Raw genomic sequence first — 22,583 nt, 5'->3', positions numbered from 1 at the left:
TATACAAATTTAATATCGACGAGTATAACTAATTTAAAAAAAAATCGCTCAAATACCTACTGATGTGATGAGGCATCTGGTCTTAAGTAGGCAATATCGTCTTCATCATCAGCATGAAAGTCGTAACCGCCATCAAAGTCACCATTCAACTCATTGGCAACAGTGATAGGTAGCTCTAATATCTCTTGTATATAAACAGCGATATTTTCTTGTTGGTGAATAATACCCTTGAGTTCAGTAAAATCCAATAAAGCTAGCGCTTGAAGATCACTTTTGGTTAATCGTGATAATTTTTCAGTAAAGCTAATAATACAACGCTCTATATTAATCAGCACTCGCTCTTTTTCTGTACTCAAAAGGTAAGTCGTTAACTCTTGATATAAGCTATGGGTAAAGATCTTTTTATCAGAATCAATCAGTAATAATGCAATAGCGCTGTTAAGAAATCGTTGTAATTCAAATTTCAATACCTCTTCATCACTATCAATGAGTATAGTGCTAGCGCAATAGCTCGCCGCAATAGTTTTATAGACTTGTAAAAGCTTAGCACTTTGATAGCCTTCATTCACTAACGCTGCATGCATAAGGCGAATATCTGAGGTGTCATTAATCGCTAAAGCATAGGAAAAAATAGAAATGCTGTCGAAGTATGACGCTGATATGGTTTTTAACTGAGCATACTTTGCCCAGCCGGCCCTAAAGCAGTAAACGACACCATGGGTTTTTAGTATCGCCTTGGCTTGCTCAGTATCGTTATCACAAAGTTCTAATAAACCTAAGTTACTCATGCCTAATACAATTTCACAGCCTTTTTTTATTTGATCGGCATAAATTATTGAGAGATTATCAGAGGCTATCCTCAACGACATATCAATTAATTGTTGTTTGGTTTTACGGATAAATTCGGCGGTAAAATAGCCGTCATTTTCACCATCTTTTAATACTAAAAGTAAAAAAGGATGATTTCTTAACTTTGCAATGGTCATTGATGGATCCCAATCAATTAAAGCGGTTGCTATTGGTGAGCTTGGCTTAAGCTTTTGTCTTTATCTCTGCTGGCGCTTGTTTTATGCCAAACAATAAAGAATCTCTCTTGATTATGCTAGGTAAACGACAAACAGCGTTAGCCGGGTAAATAGCCCTGAGCCTTTGCAGATAGTTTAAAAAGCTTAAGCTTAAGCTTAAATTTTTCATTGTTTATTAGAGCAACCCAACAATATTTTCAATCTCTAATTGATGGGTTTTTGTTGTCCAAAGCTGAAGTTCAATCTTCAATCTTCAATAGTCAACAGGCTCTAAATACAATATTTATACATTACAGTGGCGCGAACATATCGTCGGTGTCCATTTCAAGGGCTGTAACGCGATGTTTATTGGCATTTTGTTTTAGCGAGTTTTCAATATTCTCAAGTGTACCATTGCTGCTAACTGTCATCACTTCACGATAAGCTTCTTCGCTTAGTGTTTTTATTTTCATTAACAGTTCTTCAAGGCTGCCTGATGTTTGTTCTTCATCTTCTTCTAATTCAGAAAAATCGTGACCGATAAAGGGTAACGACAAATATAAAAGACCAAAATCGTCTTCCACAATAGCTTTTAATACTTCTAATTGTTTTTCTTCATCATCAGAGGAGAGAAATATTTGTGTTAATAAACTGTGTGCTTCTGTTTGCGCACAAAACACATGGTCTTCATCGATATTTTGCCAGTATGAGGGTTCAACGTTTAATAGTTGTTTAATTGAATCTGCATCCATTAACCAGGTGGCAATAGAAGGTATGGTGGCATCATGCTCTCGCACAATTTTAGCTACGGTTAAAATATCCATCTCTGTTAGTACCGCAAGCATTTTCTCATCGCCTTGTTCAGAGGCAATCGCTTCTAGTGAGGTGCCAGCACGTCGACCACTCAGTTGTGCTTGTTCAATAATGTCGCTAGCAAGAATTAATGCATTTTTTGTCAAGGTCATTCCTTAAAACTGATATCTATTGAGTAATGAATAAAATTTTTATTTTGTTCAATGCAAATTTTATAAAATCTATTGTTTATCGCCTTAGTAATTCTCATCATAGTCATTATATTCATCATCTGTGACTTGATCATCTTCATCTACTTGCGTTCTTAAAGGTGTCGCATCATAGCGGTTATAAAAATGAATCAATAAAACAGCAATTTTTAGCTCTTGTTCTGCATGCGTCATTATCTCAGTAATACAAGTTCGAGCATCTGTGTGTACTCCAACAAAAGGTTTTACTTCATCCCATGAAGGCTCAGGGGTAAAACATATTTTTTCTAGGCTTTTACTGTCAATTTTAATTTTAGTTGATATCGCCATCGCTAATTGATCAACCATGCCAGTAAATAATAATGGCATTTGCTTTAATTGTTCGAAGAGCGTCGCGACATAGTTTGATAATAAGTCAGGATTTTCAGGATCAGCTAACGAGGTCATATTCTCTAAATACAGAGAAAAATCATCGGTTAAATAATCAGGAATATTGGTTTCTGATGACATTCTTTATTTCCTAATGGAGAGGCTAATTGAGAAACTCATGTAAAGCTTAATAACTACTAACTTAAAGCGCTTTGCCAAAAGGAGTCAGCAATTTCTCGAGGATCAGTGATAACGGTATAGTTATTTTTTAAATATAAAGATCGTTTTTTTGGATCCGCAATAACATCATAAGCTTGCTGAATTAATTGAAATTTTTCTTTAGCTTCAACACTATCATTTCTGTCTGGATGATATTTATTAGCGAGTTTTCGATAAGCTTTTTTAATCTCTAAGGTGGTCGATACTCTACTAACACCTAACTGTTCAAAATAATCCATAAACCTTCAATTACCTTTTACTAGACCACATAAAATAACGGTTACCACAATAGCGCCAATTTTACCTTGACAGTTATATTATTAACACCATTATGTTTGCTTATTTATTGTTTGATCGTCAGATATTAATGGCTATTAATTTTAACTGATTATTTTTCAGCAGTTTAATCGTTTTTACTAAGCTGCTACTCACCACAACTTATAGCTCAACGCCCGGCTATCTTGATAAACGATTTTCGCAACAACTTACCTGCCTGCTATGGCAATAAAGAGTAACTTTGCTTTGGAATTAATCAATTATCGACGTTTAAATAACTCAATAATAATTAATTTTTACTAACAAGTATTCAAAGATAGCGTTAAAAGTCAGCAATTAGCTAAAATAAAGTGGCACTATTTGTTATAATATTTCCTTAACAAGTTAACCAGACGAACTTATTTTTAACAAAAACATAGTGAATACCACAATGAAACAAACTGACGCTGAATCACTAACAAAGAAACACCAGGCACTTACTCATAGTGAGCAAAAAACTGTGCTCTCACATGTGCAGCGTGAAGTTGACCATTGGTACCTAAATACCATTATGCTAAAGGGTATTGATGTACCTTTTAAGTATCGTAGAAAAAAACTTTATAAGTCGTTACACAACCAACAGGTCAATATTACCTATTATGCCACTAAAGAAACGGTTGCAGGTTTTGAACTTGAAGTCATGAAGATTGTGCGCATTAAAGTCTGCTAATTAAAGTCTGCTAGTCATTTTTTGTCTAAAAGACAAATTAGCAGACTGATAGATGGCTAAAGAAATATATTTACGTCTAAATATCAAACAAGCCTTGACGAATCCCTCTTCATCTTACATAAATAGCATATCAACAATAAAAAAAATAACGTTGATTTAAAGTCAGGTCGCAGATTTTTACTTATATCTGCAATATTTTGGGCTACAGTACAGAGAGAGGTACATAACATGATCTTAAATCATATCTGGGGGCTTTATACTGCACCTAAAAAAGAATGGCAAACCATTGAGAAACGTCACGAGAGCTTAACCTATTCTATGGTGCATATTCTCACTATAGCCTTAATTCCCGCCATTTGTGGTTATTATGCTACTGCACATATTGGCTGGGCAATAGGCGCAGGCGATCCGATTCGATTGACTGAATCAAACGCAATCTTTATGTCAATCGCTATGTATATTGGTTTAATTATAGGTGTACTTTCCCTAGCCGTTTTAATTCAATGGATGGCAAAAACCTTTGATTCAACACCAAACTTCACCCAGTCATTAGAGCTAGCCGCCTATGCAGCAACACCTTTATTGATGGTTGGTTTAGCTGCGCTATTTCCAGTGCTTTGGTTTGTAACTCTGGCCGGGTTAGCCGCGCTGTGTTACTCGGTATATCTGCTTTATTCAGGTGTACCCATTATGATGAATATACCTGAAGAAAAAGGCTTTATTTATTCAAGCTCTGTTGTAACTTGTGGTCTAGTACTGATTGTGGCACTCATGGCAGCAAGTGCTATCGTTTTTAGTTCTGGCTTAGGCGTTGAATATATTAGCTAACAACACAAAATAAACATCGTCGTGCGTTCACAGCTATGTGATCACGACATACCCTTTTTCTTGAACATAAAAAAACCGCTTAATTAGCGGTTTTTTAATATCAAAGATTTAGTATTTAAAATTTAGGTAATTATTCTGAACCTTCATTATGCATATCAATAATTGAGTCAGCATTTTTATCAGAGGTTTCTTTAGTGTCGTTATTGCGCAAAGCGTCTAATCGGTCTAAATAGCTTTGATCTATGTCCTTAGTAACATATTCGCCATTAAAAACTGAGGTTTCAAATTCAGTAATATCTGGATTTTGTATTGAAACAGCCGCAACCAAATCTTCTAGTGTTTGAAAAATCAGTTTATCTGCACCGATAAGCTCGCAGATATCGTCTAGTTCGCGACCATGAGCAATTAACTCATTAGCACTTGGCATGTCAATGCCGTAAACATTAGGGAAACGAATCTCTGGTGCAGCTGAAGCAAAATACACTTTTTTAGCACCGGCGGCACGAGCCATCTCAATAATTTGTCCTGACGTTGTGCCACGTACGATAGAGTCATCAACTAACAAAACATTTTTGCCTAAAAACTCTGTACCAATAGCATTAAGCTTGCGACGTACTGATTTTTTACGCAGCTCTTGTCCCGGCATAATAAAAGTACGGCCAATATAACGATTTTTAACAAAACCTTGGCGATATGGAATATTAAGGTGACGGGCAATCTCTAATGCGGTATCACAAGAGGTTTCTGGAATAGGAATAACAACGTCAATATCGATGTCGTCCCATTCTTTGGCAATTTTATCACCCAGCTTTTTACCCATTTCAACACGAGAACCGTAAACTGAAATTTTGTCGATAGATGAGTCAGGACGAGCAAAATAGACGTATTCAAAAATACAGGGATGAAATGATGGATTTTCAGCACATTGTTGGCTATGAATTTCACCCGATTCAGTAAAGAATATCGCTTCTCCAGGAGCAACATCACGCACAAACTCAAATTCGTTAGCATCAAGTGCTACCGATTCAGACGCCACCATATATTCAACACCTGATGATGTTTCGCGCTTACCAAATACCAAGGGACGAATACCATTAGGATCACGAAATGCCACCATACCGTAACCAATAATCAAAGCAACCGTAGCATAGGCACCACGTACACGTTTGTGAACATTGCTTACGGCTTTAAAAATATCACTTGGGTCTAACGTATGTTGCTCTGAGTTTTGTAGTTCGTGACCTAAAATATTTAATAATAATTCGGAGTCAGATGTCGTATTGACATGACGACGGGCTTCTCTGTTAAGCCATAACTTTAACTCTTCGGCATTAGTTAAATTGCCGTTATGCGCTAGAGAAATACCAAAAGGTGAGTTGGCATAAAATGGCTGCGCTTCTGATGAACTTGATGTTCCTGCCGTTGGATAACGAATATGACCAATACCCATATTACCTTGCAGACGTAACATATGGCGGGTATGAAAAACATCTTTCACCAAACCGTTACCTTTTCGCAATCTAAAGGTATCATCGTGAATAGTCACGATACCTGCTGCGTCTTGGCCACGATGCTGTAATACCGTTAAGCCATCATATAAAGCTGTAACAACGGGTGTTTTACCAACAATACCAACAATACCACACATGAATTTTTTCTCCGACGAACTAAGTTTAAATACTAAGCTAAAAAACTTGATGATTGTTTGAGATACTCAAAAAACCATTCAACTATTAATGTAAATTCTGGAACTAATTGTGAATTCTGCCACCATGCTCTAGATGACGCGGGCGTAAACGCATCCATAAAAAATAATACCGCAGCTATAATTAATACACCTCTTAACGCCCCGAACACGATACCCAATACCCTATCGGTACCAGACAAACCGGTTTTGCTAACAAGTTGACCAATGATGTAATTAATAAGCGCACCTAAAATTAAGGTGGAGATAAATAAAATGGTAATCGAGGCGGCGTTACGCAGCAGTTGATCAGAAATATTGGTGAGTTGGGTCGACAAGTTGACATAGAAGCTGCTAGCGACAAAAAAGGCACTGATCCAGACAATTAATGAAACCGCTTCTTTGACAAAGCCACGCACTAAGCTAATTAAAGCTGAAATGCCAATGACAGCCAAAATGGTATAATCTATCCAAACCATAAATCGAATATTCTCATTGATTAGAGGCGCGCATTCTATCAGAAGGCGACTAGGATTTACTATTAATTTTATTATTTAGCTGGATAAAAGCGAGCCACTTTACCTTGCACATTAGTCAACTTTTTCAATGCCGGTAACTGTGCTTCCAAGGATGACTTGATCAATTCAGGTCCAATACACACCTTGGTCAAATTACCATTTTTAGTTTTAATAGGCTTAGTAAAGGCGGTGTAGCCGGCTTTTTGTAATTTACTGAGTAAGTCATCAACATTATTTTGATGACGAAAACTGCCCAATTGAATGACCCACGCCTGTTGAGGTATTGCTTTGCTAGGTACTTTTTTTATGGTTTCAGTCACAGAAGTTTTTGCTGACGCGACTGCCGGCACAGCTGAAAAATCAGGCTCTTTGGATAAAGTAGAGACGGTAACACCTTTTTCCTTAAGGGCTTTTGCTGAGTCGATAACACTTTGCTCGTCCAGGGCAAGCTCATCAGAAATAGACTCTACGGGTAAATTAGCCAGTTTTTCTTCTGGAAAGCTTTTTTTGGCTTGCAAAAAGTCTACCTGAGGTGTGCTTGGAATGGCCTCAAAGTTATCTTGGTAAGTTTTTTTGTCACCATCAAGTACATCAGGTAAGAATATGATGGCGATAGCTGCAACAATAATGGTACCCACTAAACGATTTTGAAATGGTGTAGACAAATTAGACTCCAAGCATGGCTAAACTAACAAACGTCTTATTTCAGCAACCGTATAGAAAGATCCGAAAACCAGAATAAGATCAGTTGCTTTTGCATTCTTTTTAGCCATTTTAAATGCCTGAGAGACATTGTCAAAACAATTCACCTTAGCAGGGTCTATTTCTGTAGCTTCAAGGATTTTTTTTGCTTCACAGCCTCTGTTAATATCAAGCGTACCTATATACCAATGCGCAACTTCTGGCAATAGTGGTGCTATGGTGTTGGTGATATCTTTATCTGCCAACATGCCTAGCACAGCATGAACCTTAGGATAGTTTAACTGCTGCAATTGTGCTGCTAAATATCGCGCCGCTTGTGGATTATGACCAACGTCTAAAATAACATCACAATCAAGAATGAATTTCTCCATTCTCCCCGCGACTTTTGTTTGAGTAATAACCTGATTGATAAAGGCACTATCTAACGATAAACTGAGTTTATCCGCTAAAACACTTAACACCATAATCGCTGTTGCCACGTTGTCTTGGGGTATTTGGCAAGGTGTCAGTGCTGAAAAAACCTGGTGACTACTGCGCCAATGCCAAGTGTTATTATCGCCTTGTTCAACAGTAAATTTTTGCTCGCGAGAATACGTTATAGCACCAATATCCTTGGCGTGAGTGATTAATGAGCTAGGTGGATTAGTATCACCCACTACCACCACTTTATTTGCCCGCATTATGCCCGCTTTTTCGAAACCAATAGCTTCTCGCGTGTTACCCAAAAATGCTTGGTGATCTAAATCAATAGTGGTAATGACGGCAATATCGGCGTCGATCATGTTAGTAGCATCTAAACGTCCACCTAAGCCAACTTCAAGAATAATAACCTCGGGCTGTTCGGCCATTAAAACCAACAAAGCCGCTAATGTAGTGTATTCGTAGTAGGTTAGGCTAATATCGCCACGGGCGCTTTCTATAGTTTCAAAAGCACTCACGAGTGCCTTGTCACTCACTTCACAGCGATTAAGGCGCAAACGCTCATTAAAGCGCTCAATATGAGGTGAAGAGTAAACTGAACAAGTTAAGTTTTGTGCTAAAAACGCATTTTCTAGAAAAGCACAGGTAGTGCCCTTGCCATTAGTGCCGGCAACGGTGATCACCGTTGACTTAGGAAAAGCAATGTTAAGATTTTTCGCCACAGCGGTAATACGCTTTAAGCCAAGCTCTATTTCGACTGAGTGAATGCTTTCTAAATAAGAAAGCCATTCAGTAAGATTTTTTCTTTGTGAATGGCTTTGAGTCATTTTTGACATGAGTTTACCGTTAGGCTGCTGGGCTATCTTGTCCCATAAACTTAGCAAGCATTCTTGCTAAAGTACTGCGCATTTCACGGCGGTCAACAATGATGTCAATCGCGCCTTTCTCTTTTAAGAACTCACTGCGCTGAAAACCTTCAGGTAGTTTTTCACGTACCGTCTGTTCAATAACGCGCGGGCCGGCAAAACCAATCAATGCTTTGGGTTCAGCCACGTTAATATCACCTAGCATCGCCAAACTTGCTGAAACACCACCCATAGTTGGATCGGTTAATACTGAGATGTAAGGGAGACCTTTTTCACTCATTTTTGCTAAAGCGGCACTGGTTTTTGCCATTTGCATTAATGAAAACAATGCTTCTTGCATACGCGCACCGCCACTAGCAGAAAAACAAACAAAAGGTACATTATTTGCTAAACAGTACTCAACACCTTTAACAAAACGCGCTCCAACAACAGACGCCATTGAGCCACCTAAAAAGCCGAATTCAAATGCAGCAACAACAATAGGTTGCCCATGTAATTCACCTCTCATTACCACCAAGGCATCTTTTTCACCGGTACTTTTTTTCGCCGCTGAAAGACGATCTTTATAGCGTTTTGAGTCTTTAAACTTGAGAATATCTTGTGCTTCAAATTCTTCACCTAGCTCGACTCGCTCGCCTTGGTCAAGAAAACCGTCAATGCGTTTACGTGCAGAAATTCGCATGTGATGATCACACTTTGGACAAACCGACATCTGTCGGTCTAACTCAATTTTATATAGAACCGCGTTACAGCTAGTACACTTACTCCAAACACCTTCTGGAATATTTCTTTTTTGTGTCGACTTTGCTTTTGGGAGAATCTTTTCAATCCAGCTCATAATATATTTTTGCCTATACACGAAAGATCTAATAATTGTTTAAAATACAACCACTAAATATAAAATTTTTGCTAATACTATGAATTAAACCATAGAACACCTATATAATTATAGGAAAAACTGGTCTGTTTACTTCTAATATTTGATTATAGTAAAAACAAGGGTCCTGGGTTGCGCTTTGGAATGCCAAACTCCTCTGGGTAATCAACATCAACAAAGTATAGTCCAGCCGATGGTGCTGTAATACCAGCAACACAACGATTTTTTGCTTCTAATACTTCTTTGAGCCAACTCACTGGTTTTAGTTCCTGACCTACTTTCATCAAACTACCGGCAATATTTCTCACCATATGGTGTAAAAACGCATTACCTTTAACATCAATAATAATAAACTCACCTTGGCGAGAAACATTACAATGATGCAAGGTACGGGTTGGAGAATGTGATTGACAATGCACGGTTCTAAACGACGTAAAATCGTGTTGACCCACCAAATATTGTGCGGCTTGATGCATTAAATTTTCATTAAGTGGAAAATGACAAAAGCTAATACCTGAACTTAAAATCGCTGACCGTAACCGATTGTTATTAATAATATAACGATACCGTCTAGCCGTTGCACTAAAGCGCGCATGAAAGTCATCATTAACCTCTTTCACCCAAGATACCGCAATATCTTTTGGTAGGTTAGTATTAACGCCTAGTGTCCAAGCAACATCTTTACGGACTTTATCAGTTTCAAAATGAATGACCTGATTAGTCGCGTTGACCCCAGTATCGGTTCGGCCTGCACATACTACCTCAATGGGTTCATTTGCTATTTTTGATAAAGCCTTTTCTAATGACTCCTGCACACTAATAACATTCTTTTGTCTTTGCCAACCGTAGTAGTTGCTACCATCGTATTCTATGCCTAAAGCGTAACGCATTTTATCCTCCACTGCTAAGATCACGACATTATCTATTATTTTACTGATTATTACCAAGTGACTATTGGCTAATGACCAATAAAATAATGAATTATACTCATTTGATGAATTAAGTGAGCACCTTTTTCATGCAGAAAAATGGATAAATACCAGACATGAAATTTAATCAGTAGTTATTCACCTTATAAATTTTATAACGCCATAGTTTTTCATTTTAACGTGAGCGTCTAGTAAACAACACCTAGCCAAATTTTACATTCCAAGGTACCAGTGGAGCAATATCAGTAGGGTTTTGACTTAGTTGCTCAAGACAATGTGGCTTGCTTGGTAATGACATGTGCTTGAATAAAACCCTTGTTGTCTGCCGCCTTACAAATCATAGATTAACGGGAGTAAAAATATTTTAGCTTTAATTGATGTTGATGACAAAACTGGAGCACAGATAAGCCGCTAGCTATTTGTTCATCAAGAAGTTTTCCAATCATCAAAATTTTTACAAGACATAAGTTGCTCCAATGAATTAGCTGGAAGTAACTTTAGAAGGAAAGGTTAACGAGGGAAATGTGCAGGTCGCCGGACACTGACGATAAATGGTTATAATTTTGATTATTAAAATAAAAATAAACAAAAAACAGCCGTATAAGGAGCCTTTAGGTATTTATTTTTCTCATCAATAGACAGCTTGTATTAGATCAATAGTTACCCGTTATCCTTGAAACTACGCCTTACTAGGGTGCCAATTACATAGTTTATCTCTTCTCATAGCACTCACTTGCTCATCGCCTAACGGCATTTATGCTGCTTTCCGGGATATTATTTTAACGCTTTAGTTCAACGTTTTAGTTCAACGTTTTAGTTTAACGCTTTAATTCAACATAGCTAAGCGGTTTTGCTGAATCTGCTCTTTTTCAACGTAAGTAAACCATTGTTTTGCCACTTTGGTCGTTTCAGCATAACTAATAGCTTGGGTTAAAGAAGTTAGCGCCTGATCATATTTTTTTAAATTAAATTGCGCCATACCCACCACTAAATACATAGTGCCCGTTGAGGACAGGCCGCCGCGAGCTATGGCTTTTTTTGCGGCATCTTGCGCAAGTTGCCAATGCTCAGTATTTAAATAAGCTTGCGCTAATTGCGCATCAAAAACACCAGTTTCAGCAATGCTGGCCGCTTGTTGCAATACCGGGATCGCTTTATTATCTTCTTTCGCCATTAGGTAAGCTTGTGCTAACAAATTAAAATATTTTTCTTTTGCACTCACTTGCCCCTTGTCAATGGCTTCATGTAACAAGTTGGCCGCCTTGTAGGGTACGTTATGATAAAGATATAACTGTACTAAAGAAATAATATCATTGGGTTTGGTAATAAAGTCATTTTGCCAAGCCGCTTCCATGACCGCTAACTGCTTAGCTTCTTCACCAATTTCTCCGTACATAGCTGCTAGTTGTGGCCAATATTCAGCTTTATTGTAATAACGTACCAGTTGTTCCATTACCTTAGTGACTTGCTTTGGTTGTTTTAATTCAAAATACGCAGCGCGTTGCAATATCAGCCAATTTTCTGCGGGTAGATCATTTTTAGCTAAAGCCTGTGCTATGGCGCTGTCAATATGGCTAATACTGGCTTCATATTGCTTGTCTTGGTAAAAAATCTGAGCAAAGAGTAAATCTTGACCTGGCGTTAACGCTTTTTTATTAACACTTTGCCATTGCTTGAGATAAGCCAAAGCTTTGGGATAATTATTTTGCTGCATTGCCAACTGTGCCAGTGAATACAAAGTGGATAAATAAAGACTGTCGGGGATCCCTTCTTCACGCACCACCTTTTCAAAGCTAGTCATAGCTAATTCGGTATCGTCATTACCATAGTGCATAAAACCGTAAAAGTTCCAGAGCATGGCACGTTCATACGAATTTAAGCTATCAAGGCGGGCTTTAACTTCATCTAAAATCGCAAAGCCGCCAATTTTATCACCTTCATCGGCCTGTTTTTGTGCTCGTGCTAGCTGGCTGTAAACCCGATCTCGCATGGCTGGCACTATTTTAGATTGCCTTGTTTCAGGCGTTGAATCCGCCGCTTGAGCTATGCCAATATCGATAAACCCGGTGATATTTACCAGTACCGGAGCAAAATATAACAAGCCAAGACTTAATAGCAATAAGGGTGTTTTATTCATGAGTATTTATCCTAAGTTAATCATTATCTTTAGCTTGATCTTAAGCTTACCGATTTTAAAGCTACGGTTTTTAAACTTACATTTTATATCACGGCGTTAATCGTCAATTTGAAAAGTGATTTTGTTTTGCACGCCGGCCACCGCCATCGCCTCACCATCAACGACTCTAGGTTTGTATTTAAACTTCAATACCGCATCCATTGCAGCGCGGTCAAATAAACTTTCAGGATTTGCTTCTACGACCACAGGGTCTTTAACCGAGCCATTTTTAGTGACGGTAAATTCAACAATAACGTAACCCGCTATGCCCCTAGCCTGTGCGCGCCTTGGATAAATCGGGGCCACTTTAACAATTGGTAAATAATCGCCGTCACCGCTGTCTAAACTTAAGCCCCCGCTTAATCCTGCATCAATTTGAATGTCAGCAGCAAAGCTGGTGCTTAACGTTTCGCTATTGGGATTATTTTGCTGCATTTGTGGTACAACCATAGGTGGTGGTGGTGGTTCTTTCGGCTTGGCGGGTTTTTGTGGTTTACGCTCTTTCTTTAGCACCTGTTCATCTTTTTTTAAGCGAATAAAATCAAGAACATGACCTCGTGGCGCTTCGGTCATGGCTTTATTACCACCCACGATAAGCGCTTGCATACCCCAAAGTAATAAAAAGGTCATAACAACAGCGAACAGCAAAGCGATACCGTAACGACCAGTGTACGAAACCATGATTAGCCCTCTTGCGCAGCAATGGAAACGTCATAAACACCCGCAGCGCGAGCAGAGTCCATGACTTTAATTAATACGTCTGTCGTGGCTTTTTTATCCGCTTGAATAACCACAGTACCTTGCGGGTTTTCAGCTTTTAAGCGCTCAATGTTAGCTTGTACCGAACGGACATCAACGTGACGTTTGTTGATCCATATTTCACCTTTATCGCTGATGGCCACTAAAATATTAGCGCGCTCTTTTTTTACTGCCGTAGCGGCTTCAGGACGATTTACCTCAATGCCCGCTTCTTTAACGAATGAAGCAGTAACAATAAAAAAGATCAGTAAGATAAACACCACATCCAGCATAGGTGTCATGTCAATTTCTACGTTTTCATCGGTATTTTGTTGTAATTTTGCTAATTGTGAACGCATAATATTTCTCAAATGTTGTTTTCGTGAGTCACTCTTGTTGTGCCAACATGCTCTGCCAACATGTGGTTCCAACACCTAGTTAACGAATTATCTAGTGCTTATTACCATACTATCTTCAAGCAATTGGCTTTCACGCTTGGCATAACTTTTCAGCCATGTGACCGCGAATACCCCAGATAATGAACCCACCATGCCGGCCATTGTTGGGATAGTGGCACGCGACACCCCAGAGGCCATGGAACGCGCATTACCGCTGCCTGAAATAGACATAACATCAAACACTTCAATCATACCGGTTACCGTACCAAGCAGACCTAATAAGGGACAAATCACCACTAAGCTTTGGATCAGAACCAAATTATTGTTTAACGCGGCTGAGCCGCGAGATATCAACGCAGTTCGAATTTGTTCTGCGTGCCAGGATTTTTGCTCACTGCGCCCTTGCCAATTTGCTTGTAACTTTTTTTTGGTCTCTTTATAGCCAAAATATACAAAGGCAAAACGTTCAAAAATGAATAACCACATCAAACAAATAACCCAAGCAATCACAGTCAACACCAGACCGCCAGTGTCCATAAATTCACTGATTGCGTTCATCATTTCCATGAACCAAATCATGTTTACGCTCCTTTTTCCGCACGTTCGGCAATTATTCCAGCACTTTGCAGTTGCAACACATTGATAATGTTGCGGCTACGAGAGTTTAATAGCGCAAAGATAAATACCATAGGAATAGCAACTACTAGACCTAACACTGTGGTAACTAGTGCCTGTGAAATGCCGCCTGCCATCAATTTAGGATCGCCGGTACCAAACAAAGTGATGGCTTGGAAAGTATTTATCATCCCAGTCACTGTGCCCAATAAACCTATTAGTGGCGCAACCACTGAGATAATTTTTATTAAGGTTAATTTACTGGATAGTTTTGGCACTTCACGCAGTATTGACTCAGAAAGTTTTAGCTCGAGGGTTTCAGTATCCGCCGTTGGATTTTGTTCTCGAACCAGCATCACGCGGCCAAGCGGATTATCACTTGATGCCTGATCAGATTTAAGTTGGCGATTGACTTTAGCGCCAGTAAGAAAAAGACTAATAAAACGTTGTATAGCAATCAACAAACCAATCAAACCAAGACCTAAAATCACGTAACCGATAGCACCACCCTGTTCGATACGTTCTTGCATGTCAGGTGCCTGTACTAATAAACCTAATATTGAGCCGCCAGTGGGGTCAAGCGCAAATGGCACCACATCACCGTCACTGTTACTTAAGGCTGTTGTGGTGGTTAAAAAGCGCTCAGAGGGTTGTCTGATAAGTTCGGCTACCGTGCCAGTTTCATCAATATATTCAAGATATTTACCATCGGCTATCAAGTTAAAACCACCGACACGGGTAATTTCTTGGTTTACTTTTTTACCATTAGCTATAACAACTTCGCGGGTAAATTGCTGAACTTTACCGCTTTCAGTCATTTCACGTTGTAATTCAAACCATAAACGTTCAATTTCTTCAATCGATGCAAGTTTCGATGTTGAGCCCATGCTTTGCGCAAACTCATCTAAGAATTCACCACGGTCTTCAAACTCTGCTGAAATTACCGAGGTTTCAAACTTACTCCTGGTATCACCCGCTACTTGCTGTAATACCCCAAACAATTCTTTTAATTCGCCTAGGCTTTTATTGAGGGCGTCGCTTTGATCAGCCAAAGCAAGCTCGTTGTTTTGAAAGTTTTGCTCAAGCTGGTTACTTAAATCAATTTGCTCATCACGCTGTTTACTTGCCTGCACCAGTAATTGGTCTTGTTCGCTAAACTTTGCCTTAAACTGAGCTTCTCGTGCTTTGTTTTGTGAATTTTGAGCAATTTGTCCAGCTGCTACTTGAGCCAACAAATCATCTAAATCAGATGCTGGCTTTGCAAAAACAGTATTTGCCATTGCCAACAGGGTGCTTAATGCCAATACTAGGCAAGAAAATGGTTTTTTAATTCGCTTCATTATATGTTCCTATATTCCTATCGGTTGGCGACTCATTCACACTGTTTTGGTTTGCTGAGGTGCTCTTGGCTATGTTATTGGCCCTGCTATTAACAAGTAATGGGACTAAGACCAAGTCAGGGGCAAGTTGTTTGCGCGCAATGCGCAGCGCTTTGTTAACACCCAAACGGTAATCACTCGGCAGTGTTTGCCAGCTTTGACTTGTCTGGTCCCAACGCCCTAAGTGATTACCATCACGCGTTTGATACACCAAACTTATCCGGCCAATGCGCAAAAAATCGACGTCGCGCTCACTCCCTTCAACCTCAAGTAAACCTGAATAGGCTTCGATAGTGCGACCGTAATCCACTTCCACCTGATAGGCTGCTAACACTCGACGAAATTTTTCAGATACAGAAACATCGGCGCGATTAAGCATGGTATTTAAACTCGCGATACGTTCACTGCGCTCTATCGGTAAAAATGGCACATCTAATTTTACAAACTCAACCAAAGTAGAGATCATTCGCGACATCAAGGGTGAAACCTGACGTTCGATAATACTTACCTGATTCATCGACTGAGCAATTTGCTGTAATTCAATCAGTTGATTCGAGGTCTGGCTTTGCATTTGTTGGTTGTAAATATTTAACCCCTGAATTTCCTTATTAACAGTTTTAAATTGCTGTAATTTACTCAAGGTCTTATCACTTAACTTATTGATCTGTTGTTGTGACTGACTCGCCGTTTTGTTGAGCTGTTTACCTGCTTTAACAACGTCAGTAAGTTCAGCGCTCTGGGCATTAACTTGACTAACAAATAACGAACAAACCAGTGTACTTAAACTAATAAGCAAGTTAATTTTCGCCTTTAGGGATGTTTTCATAATAAAACCTACTTATTGCGGTTAATGCTAAAAGTGGTAGACAATCACCTAGTGTGGATATGTTTGTTTACCGTTATTACTATGAGGCGCAGCTTACTTACCCATTGTGACATTCAGGTTGCAGTAATATTTCATCTCTGTTAAATAACAAAAATATGATTTTTTTCTTATAGTTAGAACAAACAAATCAGAAAAACAATTGCGCCCGTAAGTTCCAGCTATAATTTACACACTTAACTTACCCGCATAAAAAAAGGCCACCGAAGTGACCTTATGAATTAAAGACAAGCATGACGCTTACATTAGAAATCCCATTTTAACGACAAGTCTACCCCGACACCCCGAGACTCGCTGCGTAACAAGGTATTTTCAAAAGTAATTTCTTTTTGTTTGTCTAACAGGTTCTTAACTTTGAACTTAACCGTTGAGGCATACGTTGGATAATAAGTGTAAATAAAGTCCAACGAATGGAATGGTTGCTCATAAGCATCATCTTTTTCATCAATACCTGGAATGATAATGCGTGCACCAGAAACGTTATACGCTAAAGTCGCCGAATGGTTACCGTTAGGCGCGTCGTAACCCAAATTCAAATTGACCACGTATTTAGAATGGCCTGTCATTCGTCTAATTGGGTTAGTGACGGTAGTTGAAACGCCCGTTTGCTCCACCACTTTTTGAGTGTCTATGGTGATTTCAGAATCACTTAAGGTCAGGTTACCCGATAAGAAGAAACTTTCAGCCCACTGCCCGATGAAATTAAAGTCTTTCAAAAATTCCATTTCAATCCCGTACACTTCGCCCTTTTCCGCATTAGCGATTCGGATCAATGGTGGACCATCTTGAGAGGGTGATTGCACCGCCTCTATGGGGTCGATCATATCTTTATAAAACAGACCAACTGACAGGTTTTCACCGCTACTTAAATACCATTCCCAACGCAAATCGTAGTTTTTCACCTCAGTACTAGTGACACTAGGCGTACCACCGATAGGGAAACCAGTCAGTGGGTCAAGATAAGTGGCCGGAGCCACTTCACGAATATCAGGACGCACGGTAGTTTCACCGTAAGAAAAACGATATTGCATTTCAGTATCAGGAATATAGGTCAATGCCAGTGCCGGATAAAAACCTTCTTCAGCAAAAGCAAGTTTCTCTAAGTCGGCTGTGGTCGGTTGTAAAGGTAGATCAAATTTTCCAGTCGCTGGGTCTAACGGTGCCACCACTTGGCGGAAATCTTCCCAACGCACGCCACCACTAATTCGCCAGCGATTATTGAAGAAAAAATCAGCTTCAACATAATAAGCATCCACTAACTGTGCGGAATAATAATCATCACCAGCCACCGAAGTATCGCGAATAATTTGCTCATTGCCTCGCAGTGGTTGATTGAGTATGACCTCATCGGTCAAAATACTGTTCAGTTGGCTACCCGTTAAATCAAGTGCATCGAACGCCAGCGTATTTACGTCAACTCTGCGGGCAAGCGCATCACGTGATTTTTCAACAAAATCAGCACCCGCTTTTAACTCAACTTCTAATTGTTTGAAGCTAAGCGGCAACGAGAGGTTAAAACCATAATTTTCAACTTTGTCATTCAGATTTTGAAAGCTGTATCGAGAGGCTGTGGTAGCTTTGCGCAGTGAACTTTCATTGCCGACATCAAACAGACCATCTTCGTTAACATCTGACAGAATATAACGGGTGGAAATATTACCTGGTGCATAGCGATTCGAACGGGCATTTGAGTATTTCCAGTCCAGCCCTATGTTCCACAACGCGGGGAAGTTGTGAGTACCGCGCACCTGATTAGCCAACATTTGGCGCTCTTCATAATTCACTTCGGTATCGCGTACCCGCAAGCCATCACTTAATAATACGTTATTGGTATTACCGAATTTGTCTTTTATTTCATCGCGAGTATCACGCAACACTAATGAGCTAAAATCAAGGCGGTGATTATAGTTATATTCAATGCCAAAATTGAACATACCTGAAAATTTAACTGAATGCTCGGTGGCATCCACTTTATCGAAACCGCGCACTAATGACCAGATACCATCACCTTGATTGGTAAAGTCTTGCCCTTCATATTGTTTAGATACTTGCCATTGATTGTCATAAGACAAGGCGGCCAAATATCCTAAGCGAAAATCATTATAGGTAAAAGTGTCACCCAAGGTCGCATCAACACCAAAATCAGGGGCCACTTTATCGTCTACTGGGTCGTAGTCACGGTTAAGATCGGCGGCAATTTGGCGATTTTTCTCTTGCGAAAGACCATTGAGTGAATTGTAATTGTTCCATAATTTCTTTAATGCTGCAGGTGCTGCGCGAGTACCATCATCTTTGCCACGCCAGTCGTTACCTCCGCCTTGATAACCAAAGCCTTCGCCAATGTTGTCAGTATTTCCACCAAAATTTCCCGCCAAACTAAAGATAAAGTTCTTGGGAATAGTTTTTAAGCGAATATCAACATTACCGCCACCAAAATGGGCCGGCATAGACGGCGAGTAAGATTTTTGTACCGATAAAGTCTCTATGATAAGTGCAGGAAACAAATCCAATGGGATAATAGTTCTAGTGGGATCTGGACTAGGCACAGCGGCACCGTTTAGCTGGGTGCTGGAGTAACGCTCACCCAAACCACGTACGTAAATAAATTTCCCATCAACTAGCGTTAAACCGGTAACACGTCTAAGCGCCGCGGCGGCATCACTGTCACCCGTTCTTGATATTTGCTCTGCCCCTAAAATATCAGCAATAAACGCCTGATTTTTTCGCTCTGCAATGACCGCGCTGGCAGTTCCTTTTAAGCGACTGGCTTTAACAACGACTTCTTCAATGGCGGCGTTTTCGAGCGCATTGTTAGTCACTTGGTCGCTAACTTCAGTGTCGGATGTAACCACTTGCTCGGTTGTTTCTTGCCCAGAGGCATGCAAAGCGATCAAACTGCTTAGCACGCCAAGTGCAATGTGTGATAAAGAGAAACGGTTTGATTTAGTTTTCATTTTTAACCTCATATGAATGGCTGTCCATCAATAGGAAAAGCTGCTTATTCGCAAACTGTGAGTTAACGAGGCATTAAAGGTAATAACAAATGCCCTAATTAATGTTGCCGCCAACACGTATGTTGGCGGCAATGTTTAGATTATTAACAACTTATTCTAAACCTACAGTCCATCCTTGAGTCCAATCGTTGTCAGCAGTAACCGCACCTATATGGGTGGCATTATTGAAGAACGCATGACCGGTAAAGTCTTTAGCCGTTGTAGTATCTGTTGTGAAGATACCGTTAACCACATCGGTCATACTAGCGGCGGTACTGTTATCAAGATTACTGTTTAATACCCAATCACTGGTGTTTAATAACACTGAACCATCGGCCTCTTTTGCATTTTTGAAATTCTCGCTACAGGCAAATACTGAGTTAGCAATCACTGTTTCGCCAGCAACCGCTTGGTCAACTGTCACTGAAGAGGTATTGCCACCTTCAATTTCAAAGCACTCACCCATATCTGCTGTGCCAGTTACCACAAAGTTAAAAAGCTGAGCTTTAGTGCCTTCGCGTAAATAAACTCCTTCAGAGTCACTTGACGTACCTTTAAAGTTATTGCCGATAATAGTCATGTTGGCGATCGTTGGATTAGACTGTGGCAGCCTACTTGGATTTGAACCGTCGTTATCCGCTTCAATACCACGATTTGCTGGGCCATTGTCCGGATTTGCTTTTACCAAGACATATTGCAGATTACCGCGAAAACCATTATCCCAATCCAAAGCATCATCTTGGTTTGAGGTTAATACTAAGTATTTCGCATTGACTGTGCCACCAAAGAACTCAACACCATCGTCAGCGTTGTCGTTAACTTGCACGTATTCAACCGTTGTGCCTGAGCCAACACCACCAAAGGTGATACCGTTCAATTCGTTATCTGGCGCAATTTCAAAACCCGCATGATTAACCACTACATAACGCAAAGTTCCCGAACTATCGCTGTCATCGCTGCCACCAAATACAGCACCTTCTTCAGCGCCTTCCACTTGTAATGAACAAGCACTGCCATCGGTAGGACACTTATTGGATTGGGCATTACCTAACAAGACTAAACCGCCCCATTGCCCCGCTGATGTAGCTTCTCCTTTAAGATCTTCACTTGAAGTGAAGGTGATGGGCTTGCTTTGACTGCCGTTAGCTTGAATTTTTGAATCACGGCTAACTACTAAATAGTCAGCACCTGAACGGCCATAAATAGTAGTTCCTGCTTCTATGGTTAATACCGCAGAATCCGCTTTGTCGTTCCCCACAAATACTGGACCATTTAATGCGTAAACATTTTTAGCCGTTAAGGTTAAATCTGCAGTAAGGTGACCTGTGAGTTGACAGGTGGTCGTGACACCGTCGATAGGAGAAATGGCGGTAGTACCTGTTGGGCAACCTTGTACAAGTGCTGCGGCGGTAACTACGCCACCACCAAAGCCAAATGCCCAACCTTGACGCCAATCATTAGTGCTTGATATTGCGCCAATATAATCCACTGAGTCAAAAAAGCCGTCTTGGGTGTTTGCTACATTTTGACCCGTACCCACTAAGGGTGAATTGCTATCAGGCTGACCGCTTTCATCTAACAATATAGATGTACTGATACTGTTTGAAGACTCAGCCAAGAACCAAGCTTCAAGGTCTAACAGCACTGAACCGTCAGCTGCTTTTGAGTTTTTAAAGTTTTCACCGTTGCTACAAGCCATTACCACGTTTTGCATGACTATTTTGGCGCTATTGGCATTATCAACAGTTACCGATGAGGTGCTGCCACCTTCAAATTCTAAACATTCACCCATTTCGCTTGGGCCAGTAACAACAGTATTGAATATTTTTGCTGCTGTGCCTTCGCGTAAATATATACCTTCAGAGTCGTTAGCTGTGCCTTTGAAATTATTACCAATAATGGTTAAATTTGATAAGGTTGGATTAGATTGTGGTTCGATACTAGGATTTGAACCATTATTGTCTGCTTCAATGCCGCGATTGCCTGGGCCTGAATTTTTGTCTTGTTCAATATAAGCAAACTGAATTTTACCCCGAAAACCATTGTCCCAGTCGATACTATCGTCTTGGTTAGCAGTTAGCACTAAATGTTTAATTTGCACTGCACCGCCGAAAAATTCAACACCATCATCCGCGTTTGAGTGCACTTGCACGTAATCAACCGTGGTACCTGAACCAACACCACCAAAGGTGATACCGTTTAATTCGTTATCAGGGGCTATTTCAAAGCCAGCATATTTTACGACCACATATTTCAATATACCTGAATTATCTTCCCAGTCAGTACCACCAAATACCGCTCCTTCTTTAGCGCCTTCAACTTGCAATGAACACGCGCTGTCATCAGTGGGACATTTGTTTGTTGGTGCACTACCTAACAGCACTAGACCACCCCATTGACCAGCTGCTGTCGTTTCACCGATAACATCTTGCAGTGAGGTAAATATAATAGGTTTTGTACTTGTGCCGCTGGCATCAATTTTTGCGTCGCGATGAACAACTAAATAATCACCACCTGATTGACCAAATAATACTACCCCTGGCTCGATACTTAAGGTTGCACCCGCTTTCACTTCTAACGGACCGCTAATCGCATAAAAAACCGGTGCACCATTAGTAGAGGCAACAAGCGTCATATCTTCGCTAATTTCACCATCTAAGGTTTGTACGTTAACATCAAAACCAATTACTTGAGAAACTTGACCACTCAAGGCAGAGTTAGTTTTGCCAGGTAAAGCCACATTAATAGGGGTGCTTGGAGCAGGATTATTGATAACATTGTCTCCAGCAGAATTATCAACATCGGATGATAAATTAATATCTCCGCCGCAACCGGTTAATATTAGCGCGCCTGCAATGGTACTTATTTTGAATAGGTTTTTTATGTGCATTTAGCTCTGCTCCGTAGAAAGTAGTTGAAAAAATGTAATAGTGAATAAATTATTTTCGTTATCGTACGGTTGATAAATGACAGCAATGCGTTATTTTTGTGTACTTAAT

At 39.9% G+C, this 22,583-nt stretch carries 20 protein-coding genes; 2 read left to right on the top strand and 18 right to left on the bottom strand.

Going from position 1 to position 22,583, the window contains the following annotated elements; genetic code table 11:
- Positions 1-56: 56 nt before the first annotated feature.
- The 4 genes from H4J41_RS06545 to H4J41_RS06530 form a co-directional block, all read right to left on the bottom strand.
- Positions 57-986, bottom strand: coding sequence for a DUF6178 family protein (locus H4J41_RS06545; protein ID WP_182137001.1), 930 nt, complete (start codon positions 984-986; stop codon positions 57-59).
- Positions 987-1,315: 329 nt separating this feature from the next.
- Positions 1,316-1,969, bottom strand: a complete 654-nt coding sequence (locus tag H4J41_RS06540) for a hypothetical protein (protein WP_259363249.1) — start codon at positions 1,967-1,969, stop codon at positions 1,316-1,318.
- Between the two features lie 84 nt (positions 1,970-2,053).
- The gene (locus H4J41_RS06535) at positions 2,054-2,515 is read right to left on the bottom strand and encodes a hypothetical protein (protein WP_182137003.1); all 462 of its coding nucleotides are present in this window, start codon (positions 2,513-2,515) and stop codon (positions 2,054-2,056) included.
- 56 nt (positions 2,516-2,571) lie between these two features.
- Positions 2,572-2,832 (bottom strand): DnaJ domain-containing protein, encoded by a 261-nt coding sequence (locus tag H4J41_RS06530; protein ID WP_182137004.1) that lies wholly within the window; start codon positions 2,830-2,832, stop codon positions 2,572-2,574.
- Between the two features lie 467 nt (positions 2,833-3,299).
- Between H4J41_RS06530 and H4J41_RS06525 the strand changes: the two genes are divergently transcribed.
- Both H4J41_RS06525 and H4J41_RS06520 read left to right on the top strand, forming a co-directional pair.
- Positions 3,300-3,578, top strand: coding sequence for a hypothetical protein (locus H4J41_RS06525; protein WP_182137005.1), 279 nt, complete (start codon positions 3,300-3,302; stop codon positions 3,576-3,578).
- Positions 3,579-3,806: 228 nt separating this feature from the next.
- A complete protein-coding gene (locus H4J41_RS06520; protein WP_182137006.1) occupies positions 3,807-4,406 on the top strand; it encodes a Yip1 family protein in 600 nt (199 codons plus the stop codon).
- A gap of 130 nt (positions 4,407-4,536) precedes the next feature.
- Here the strand turns inward: H4J41_RS06520 and purF are convergent, their stop codons facing one another.
- The 14 genes from purF to H4J41_RS06450 form a co-directional block, all read right to left on the bottom strand.
- Complete coding sequence (gene purF / locus H4J41_RS06515) at positions 4,537-6,054, bottom strand: amidophosphoribosyltransferase (RefSeq protein WP_182137007.1); 1,518 nt, start codon at positions 6,052-6,054, stop codon at positions 4,537-4,539.
- Positions 6,055-6,086: 32 nt separating this feature from the next.
- Positions 6,087-6,569, bottom strand: coding sequence for a CvpA family protein (locus H4J41_RS06510; protein ID WP_182137008.1), 483 nt, complete (start codon positions 6,567-6,569; stop codon positions 6,087-6,089).
- A gap of 71 nt (positions 6,570-6,640) precedes the next feature.
- Positions 6,641-7,273, bottom strand: a complete 633-nt coding sequence (locus tag H4J41_RS06505; protein WP_182137009.1) for an SPOR domain-containing protein — start codon at positions 7,271-7,273, stop codon at positions 6,641-6,643.
- Between the two features lie 18 nt (positions 7,274-7,291).
- Positions 7,292-8,566 carry a bifunctional tetrahydrofolate synthase/dihydrofolate synthase gene (gene folC / locus H4J41_RS06500; RefSeq protein ID WP_182137010.1) on the bottom strand — a complete coding sequence of 425 codons (1,275 nt, stop codon included), beginning with the start codon at positions 8,564-8,566 and terminating at the stop codon, positions 7,292-7,294.
- Between the two features lie 10 nt (positions 8,567-8,576).
- Complete coding sequence (accD, locus tag H4J41_RS06495) at positions 8,577-9,434, bottom strand: acetyl-CoA carboxylase, carboxyltransferase subunit beta (RefSeq protein WP_182137011.1); 858 nt, start codon at positions 9,432-9,434, stop codon at positions 8,577-8,579.
- A gap of 146 nt (positions 9,435-9,580) precedes the next feature.
- Positions 9,581-10,363, bottom strand: coding sequence for a tRNA pseudouridine(38-40) synthase TruA (truA, locus tag H4J41_RS06490; RefSeq protein ID WP_182137012.1), 783 nt, complete (start codon positions 10,361-10,363; stop codon positions 9,581-9,583).
- An 865-nt stretch (positions 10,364-11,228) separates the two neighbouring features.
- Entirely contained in the window at positions 11,229-12,539 is a 1,311-nt protein-coding gene (locus H4J41_RS06485) for a lipopolysaccharide assembly protein LapB (RefSeq protein WP_182137013.1), read from the bottom strand.
- A 96-nt stretch (positions 12,540-12,635) separates the two neighbouring features.
- On the bottom strand, positions 12,636-13,259 hold the full coding sequence (locus H4J41_RS06480; RefSeq protein WP_182137014.1) for an energy transducer TonB: 624 nt from the start codon (positions 13,257-13,259) through the stop codon (positions 12,636-12,638).
- Positions 13,260-13,261: 2 nt separating this feature from the next.
- Positions 13,262-13,675 carry a biopolymer transporter ExbD gene (locus H4J41_RS06475; protein WP_182137015.1) on the bottom strand — a complete coding sequence of 138 codons (414 nt, stop codon included), beginning with the start codon at positions 13,673-13,675 and terminating at the stop codon, positions 13,262-13,264.
- 87 nt (positions 13,676-13,762) lie between these two features.
- A complete protein-coding gene (locus H4J41_RS06470) occupies positions 13,763-14,293 on the bottom strand; it encodes a MotA/TolQ/ExbB proton channel family protein (protein WP_182137016.1) in 531 nt (176 codons plus the stop codon).
- Positions 14,294-14,295: 2 nt separating this feature from the next.
- Positions 14,296-15,669, bottom strand: a complete 1,374-nt coding sequence (locus tag H4J41_RS06465; RefSeq protein WP_182137017.1) for a MotA/TolQ/ExbB proton channel family protein — start codon at positions 15,667-15,669, stop codon at positions 14,296-14,298.
- Entirely contained in the window at positions 15,656-16,534 is an 879-nt protein-coding gene (locus H4J41_RS06460) for a DUF3450 domain-containing protein (RefSeq protein WP_182137018.1), read from the bottom strand. The genes H4J41_RS06465 and H4J41_RS06460 overlap by 14 nt, the downstream gene beginning before the upstream one ends.
- A 302-nt stretch (positions 16,535-16,836) precedes the next feature.
- Positions 16,837-19,545, bottom strand: coding sequence for a TonB-dependent receptor domain-containing protein (locus H4J41_RS06455; RefSeq protein WP_182137019.1), 2,709 nt, complete (start codon positions 19,543-19,545; stop codon positions 16,837-16,839).
- 151 nt (positions 19,546-19,696) lie between these two features.
- Positions 19,697-22,474, bottom strand: a complete 2,778-nt coding sequence (locus H4J41_RS06450) for a hypothetical protein (protein ID WP_182137020.1) — start codon at positions 22,472-22,474, stop codon at positions 19,697-19,699.
- Positions 22,475-22,583 lie beyond the last annotated feature (109 nt).

The sequence above is a fragment of the Colwellia sp. MB3u-45 genome (genome assembly GCF_014077005.1).
Classification (GTDB): Bacteria; Pseudomonadota; Gammaproteobacteria; order Enterobacterales; family Alteromonadaceae; genus Cognaticolwellia.
The sequence above is the reverse complement of the archived record's forward strand: the minus strand, read 5'-3'. Positions and strand labels throughout refer to the sequence as shown.

Bases quoted from the DNA above. Each gene is read 5' to 3' on its own strand.
- H4J41_RS06545 (WP_182137001.1), bottom strand. From the start codon at position 986: ATGACCATTGCAAAGTTAAGAAATCATCCTTTTTTACTTTTAGTATTA.
- H4J41_RS06475 (WP_182137015.1), bottom strand. From the start codon at position 13,675: ATGCGTTCACAATTAGCAAAATTACAACAAAATACCGATGAAAACGTA.
- H4J41_RS06455 (WP_182137019.1), bottom strand. From the start codon at position 19,545: ATGAAAACTAAATCAAACCGTTTCTCTTTATCACACATTGCACTTGGC.
- purF (WP_182137007.1), bottom strand. From the start codon at position 6,054: ATGTGTGGTATTGTTGGTATTGTTGGTAAAACACCCGTTGTTACAGCT.
- H4J41_RS06530 (WP_182137004.1), bottom strand. From the start codon at position 2,832: ATGGATTATTTTGAACAGTTAGGTGTTAGTAGAGTATCGACCACCTTA.
- H4J41_RS06535 (WP_182137003.1), bottom strand. From the start codon at position 2,515: ATGTCATCAGAAACCAATATTCCTGATTATTTAACCGATGATTTTTCT.
- H4J41_RS06480 (WP_182137014.1), bottom strand. From the start codon at position 13,259: ATGGTTTCGTACACTGGTCGTTACGGTATCGCTTTGCTGTTCGCTGTT.
- truA (WP_182137012.1), bottom strand. From the start codon at position 10,363: ATGCGTTACGCTTTAGGCATAGAATACGATGGTAGCAACTACTACGGT.
- H4J41_RS06470 (WP_182137016.1), bottom strand. From the start codon at position 14,293: ATGATTTGGTTCATGGAAATGATGAACGCAATCAGTGAATTTATGGAC.
- accD (WP_182137011.1), bottom strand. From the start codon at position 9,434: ATGAGCTGGATTGAAAAGATTCTCCCAAAAGCAAAGTCGACACAAAAA.
- H4J41_RS06485 (WP_182137013.1), bottom strand. From the start codon at position 12,539: ATGAATAAAACACCCTTATTGCTATTAAGTCTTGGCTTGTTATATTTT.
- H4J41_RS06510 (WP_182137008.1), bottom strand. From the start codon at position 6,569: ATGGTTTGGATAGATTATACCATTTTGGCTGTCATTGGCATTTCAGCT.
- H4J41_RS06450 (WP_182137020.1), bottom strand. From the start codon at position 22,474: ATGCACATAAAAAACCTATTCAAAATAAGTACCATTGCAGGCGCGCTA.
- H4J41_RS06540 (WP_259363249.1), bottom strand. From the start codon at position 1,969: ATGACCTTGACAAAAAATGCATTAATTCTTGCTAGCGACATTATTGAA.
- H4J41_RS06465 (WP_182137017.1), bottom strand. From the start codon at position 15,669: ATGAAGCGAATTAAAAAACCATTTTCTTGCCTAGTATTGGCATTAAGC.
- H4J41_RS06460 (WP_182137018.1), bottom strand. From the start codon at position 16,534: ATGAAAACATCCCTAAAGGCGAAAATTAACTTGCTTATTAGTTTAAGT.
- H4J41_RS06520 (WP_182137006.1), top strand. From the start codon at position 3,807: ATGATCTTAAATCATATCTGGGGGCTTTATACTGCACCTAAAAAAGAA.
- H4J41_RS06525 (WP_182137005.1), top strand. From the start codon at position 3,300: ATGAAACAAACTGACGCTGAATCACTAACAAAGAAACACCAGGCACTT.
- folC (WP_182137010.1), bottom strand. From the start codon at position 8,566: ATGTCAAAAATGACTCAAAGCCATTCACAAAGAAAAAATCTTACTGAA.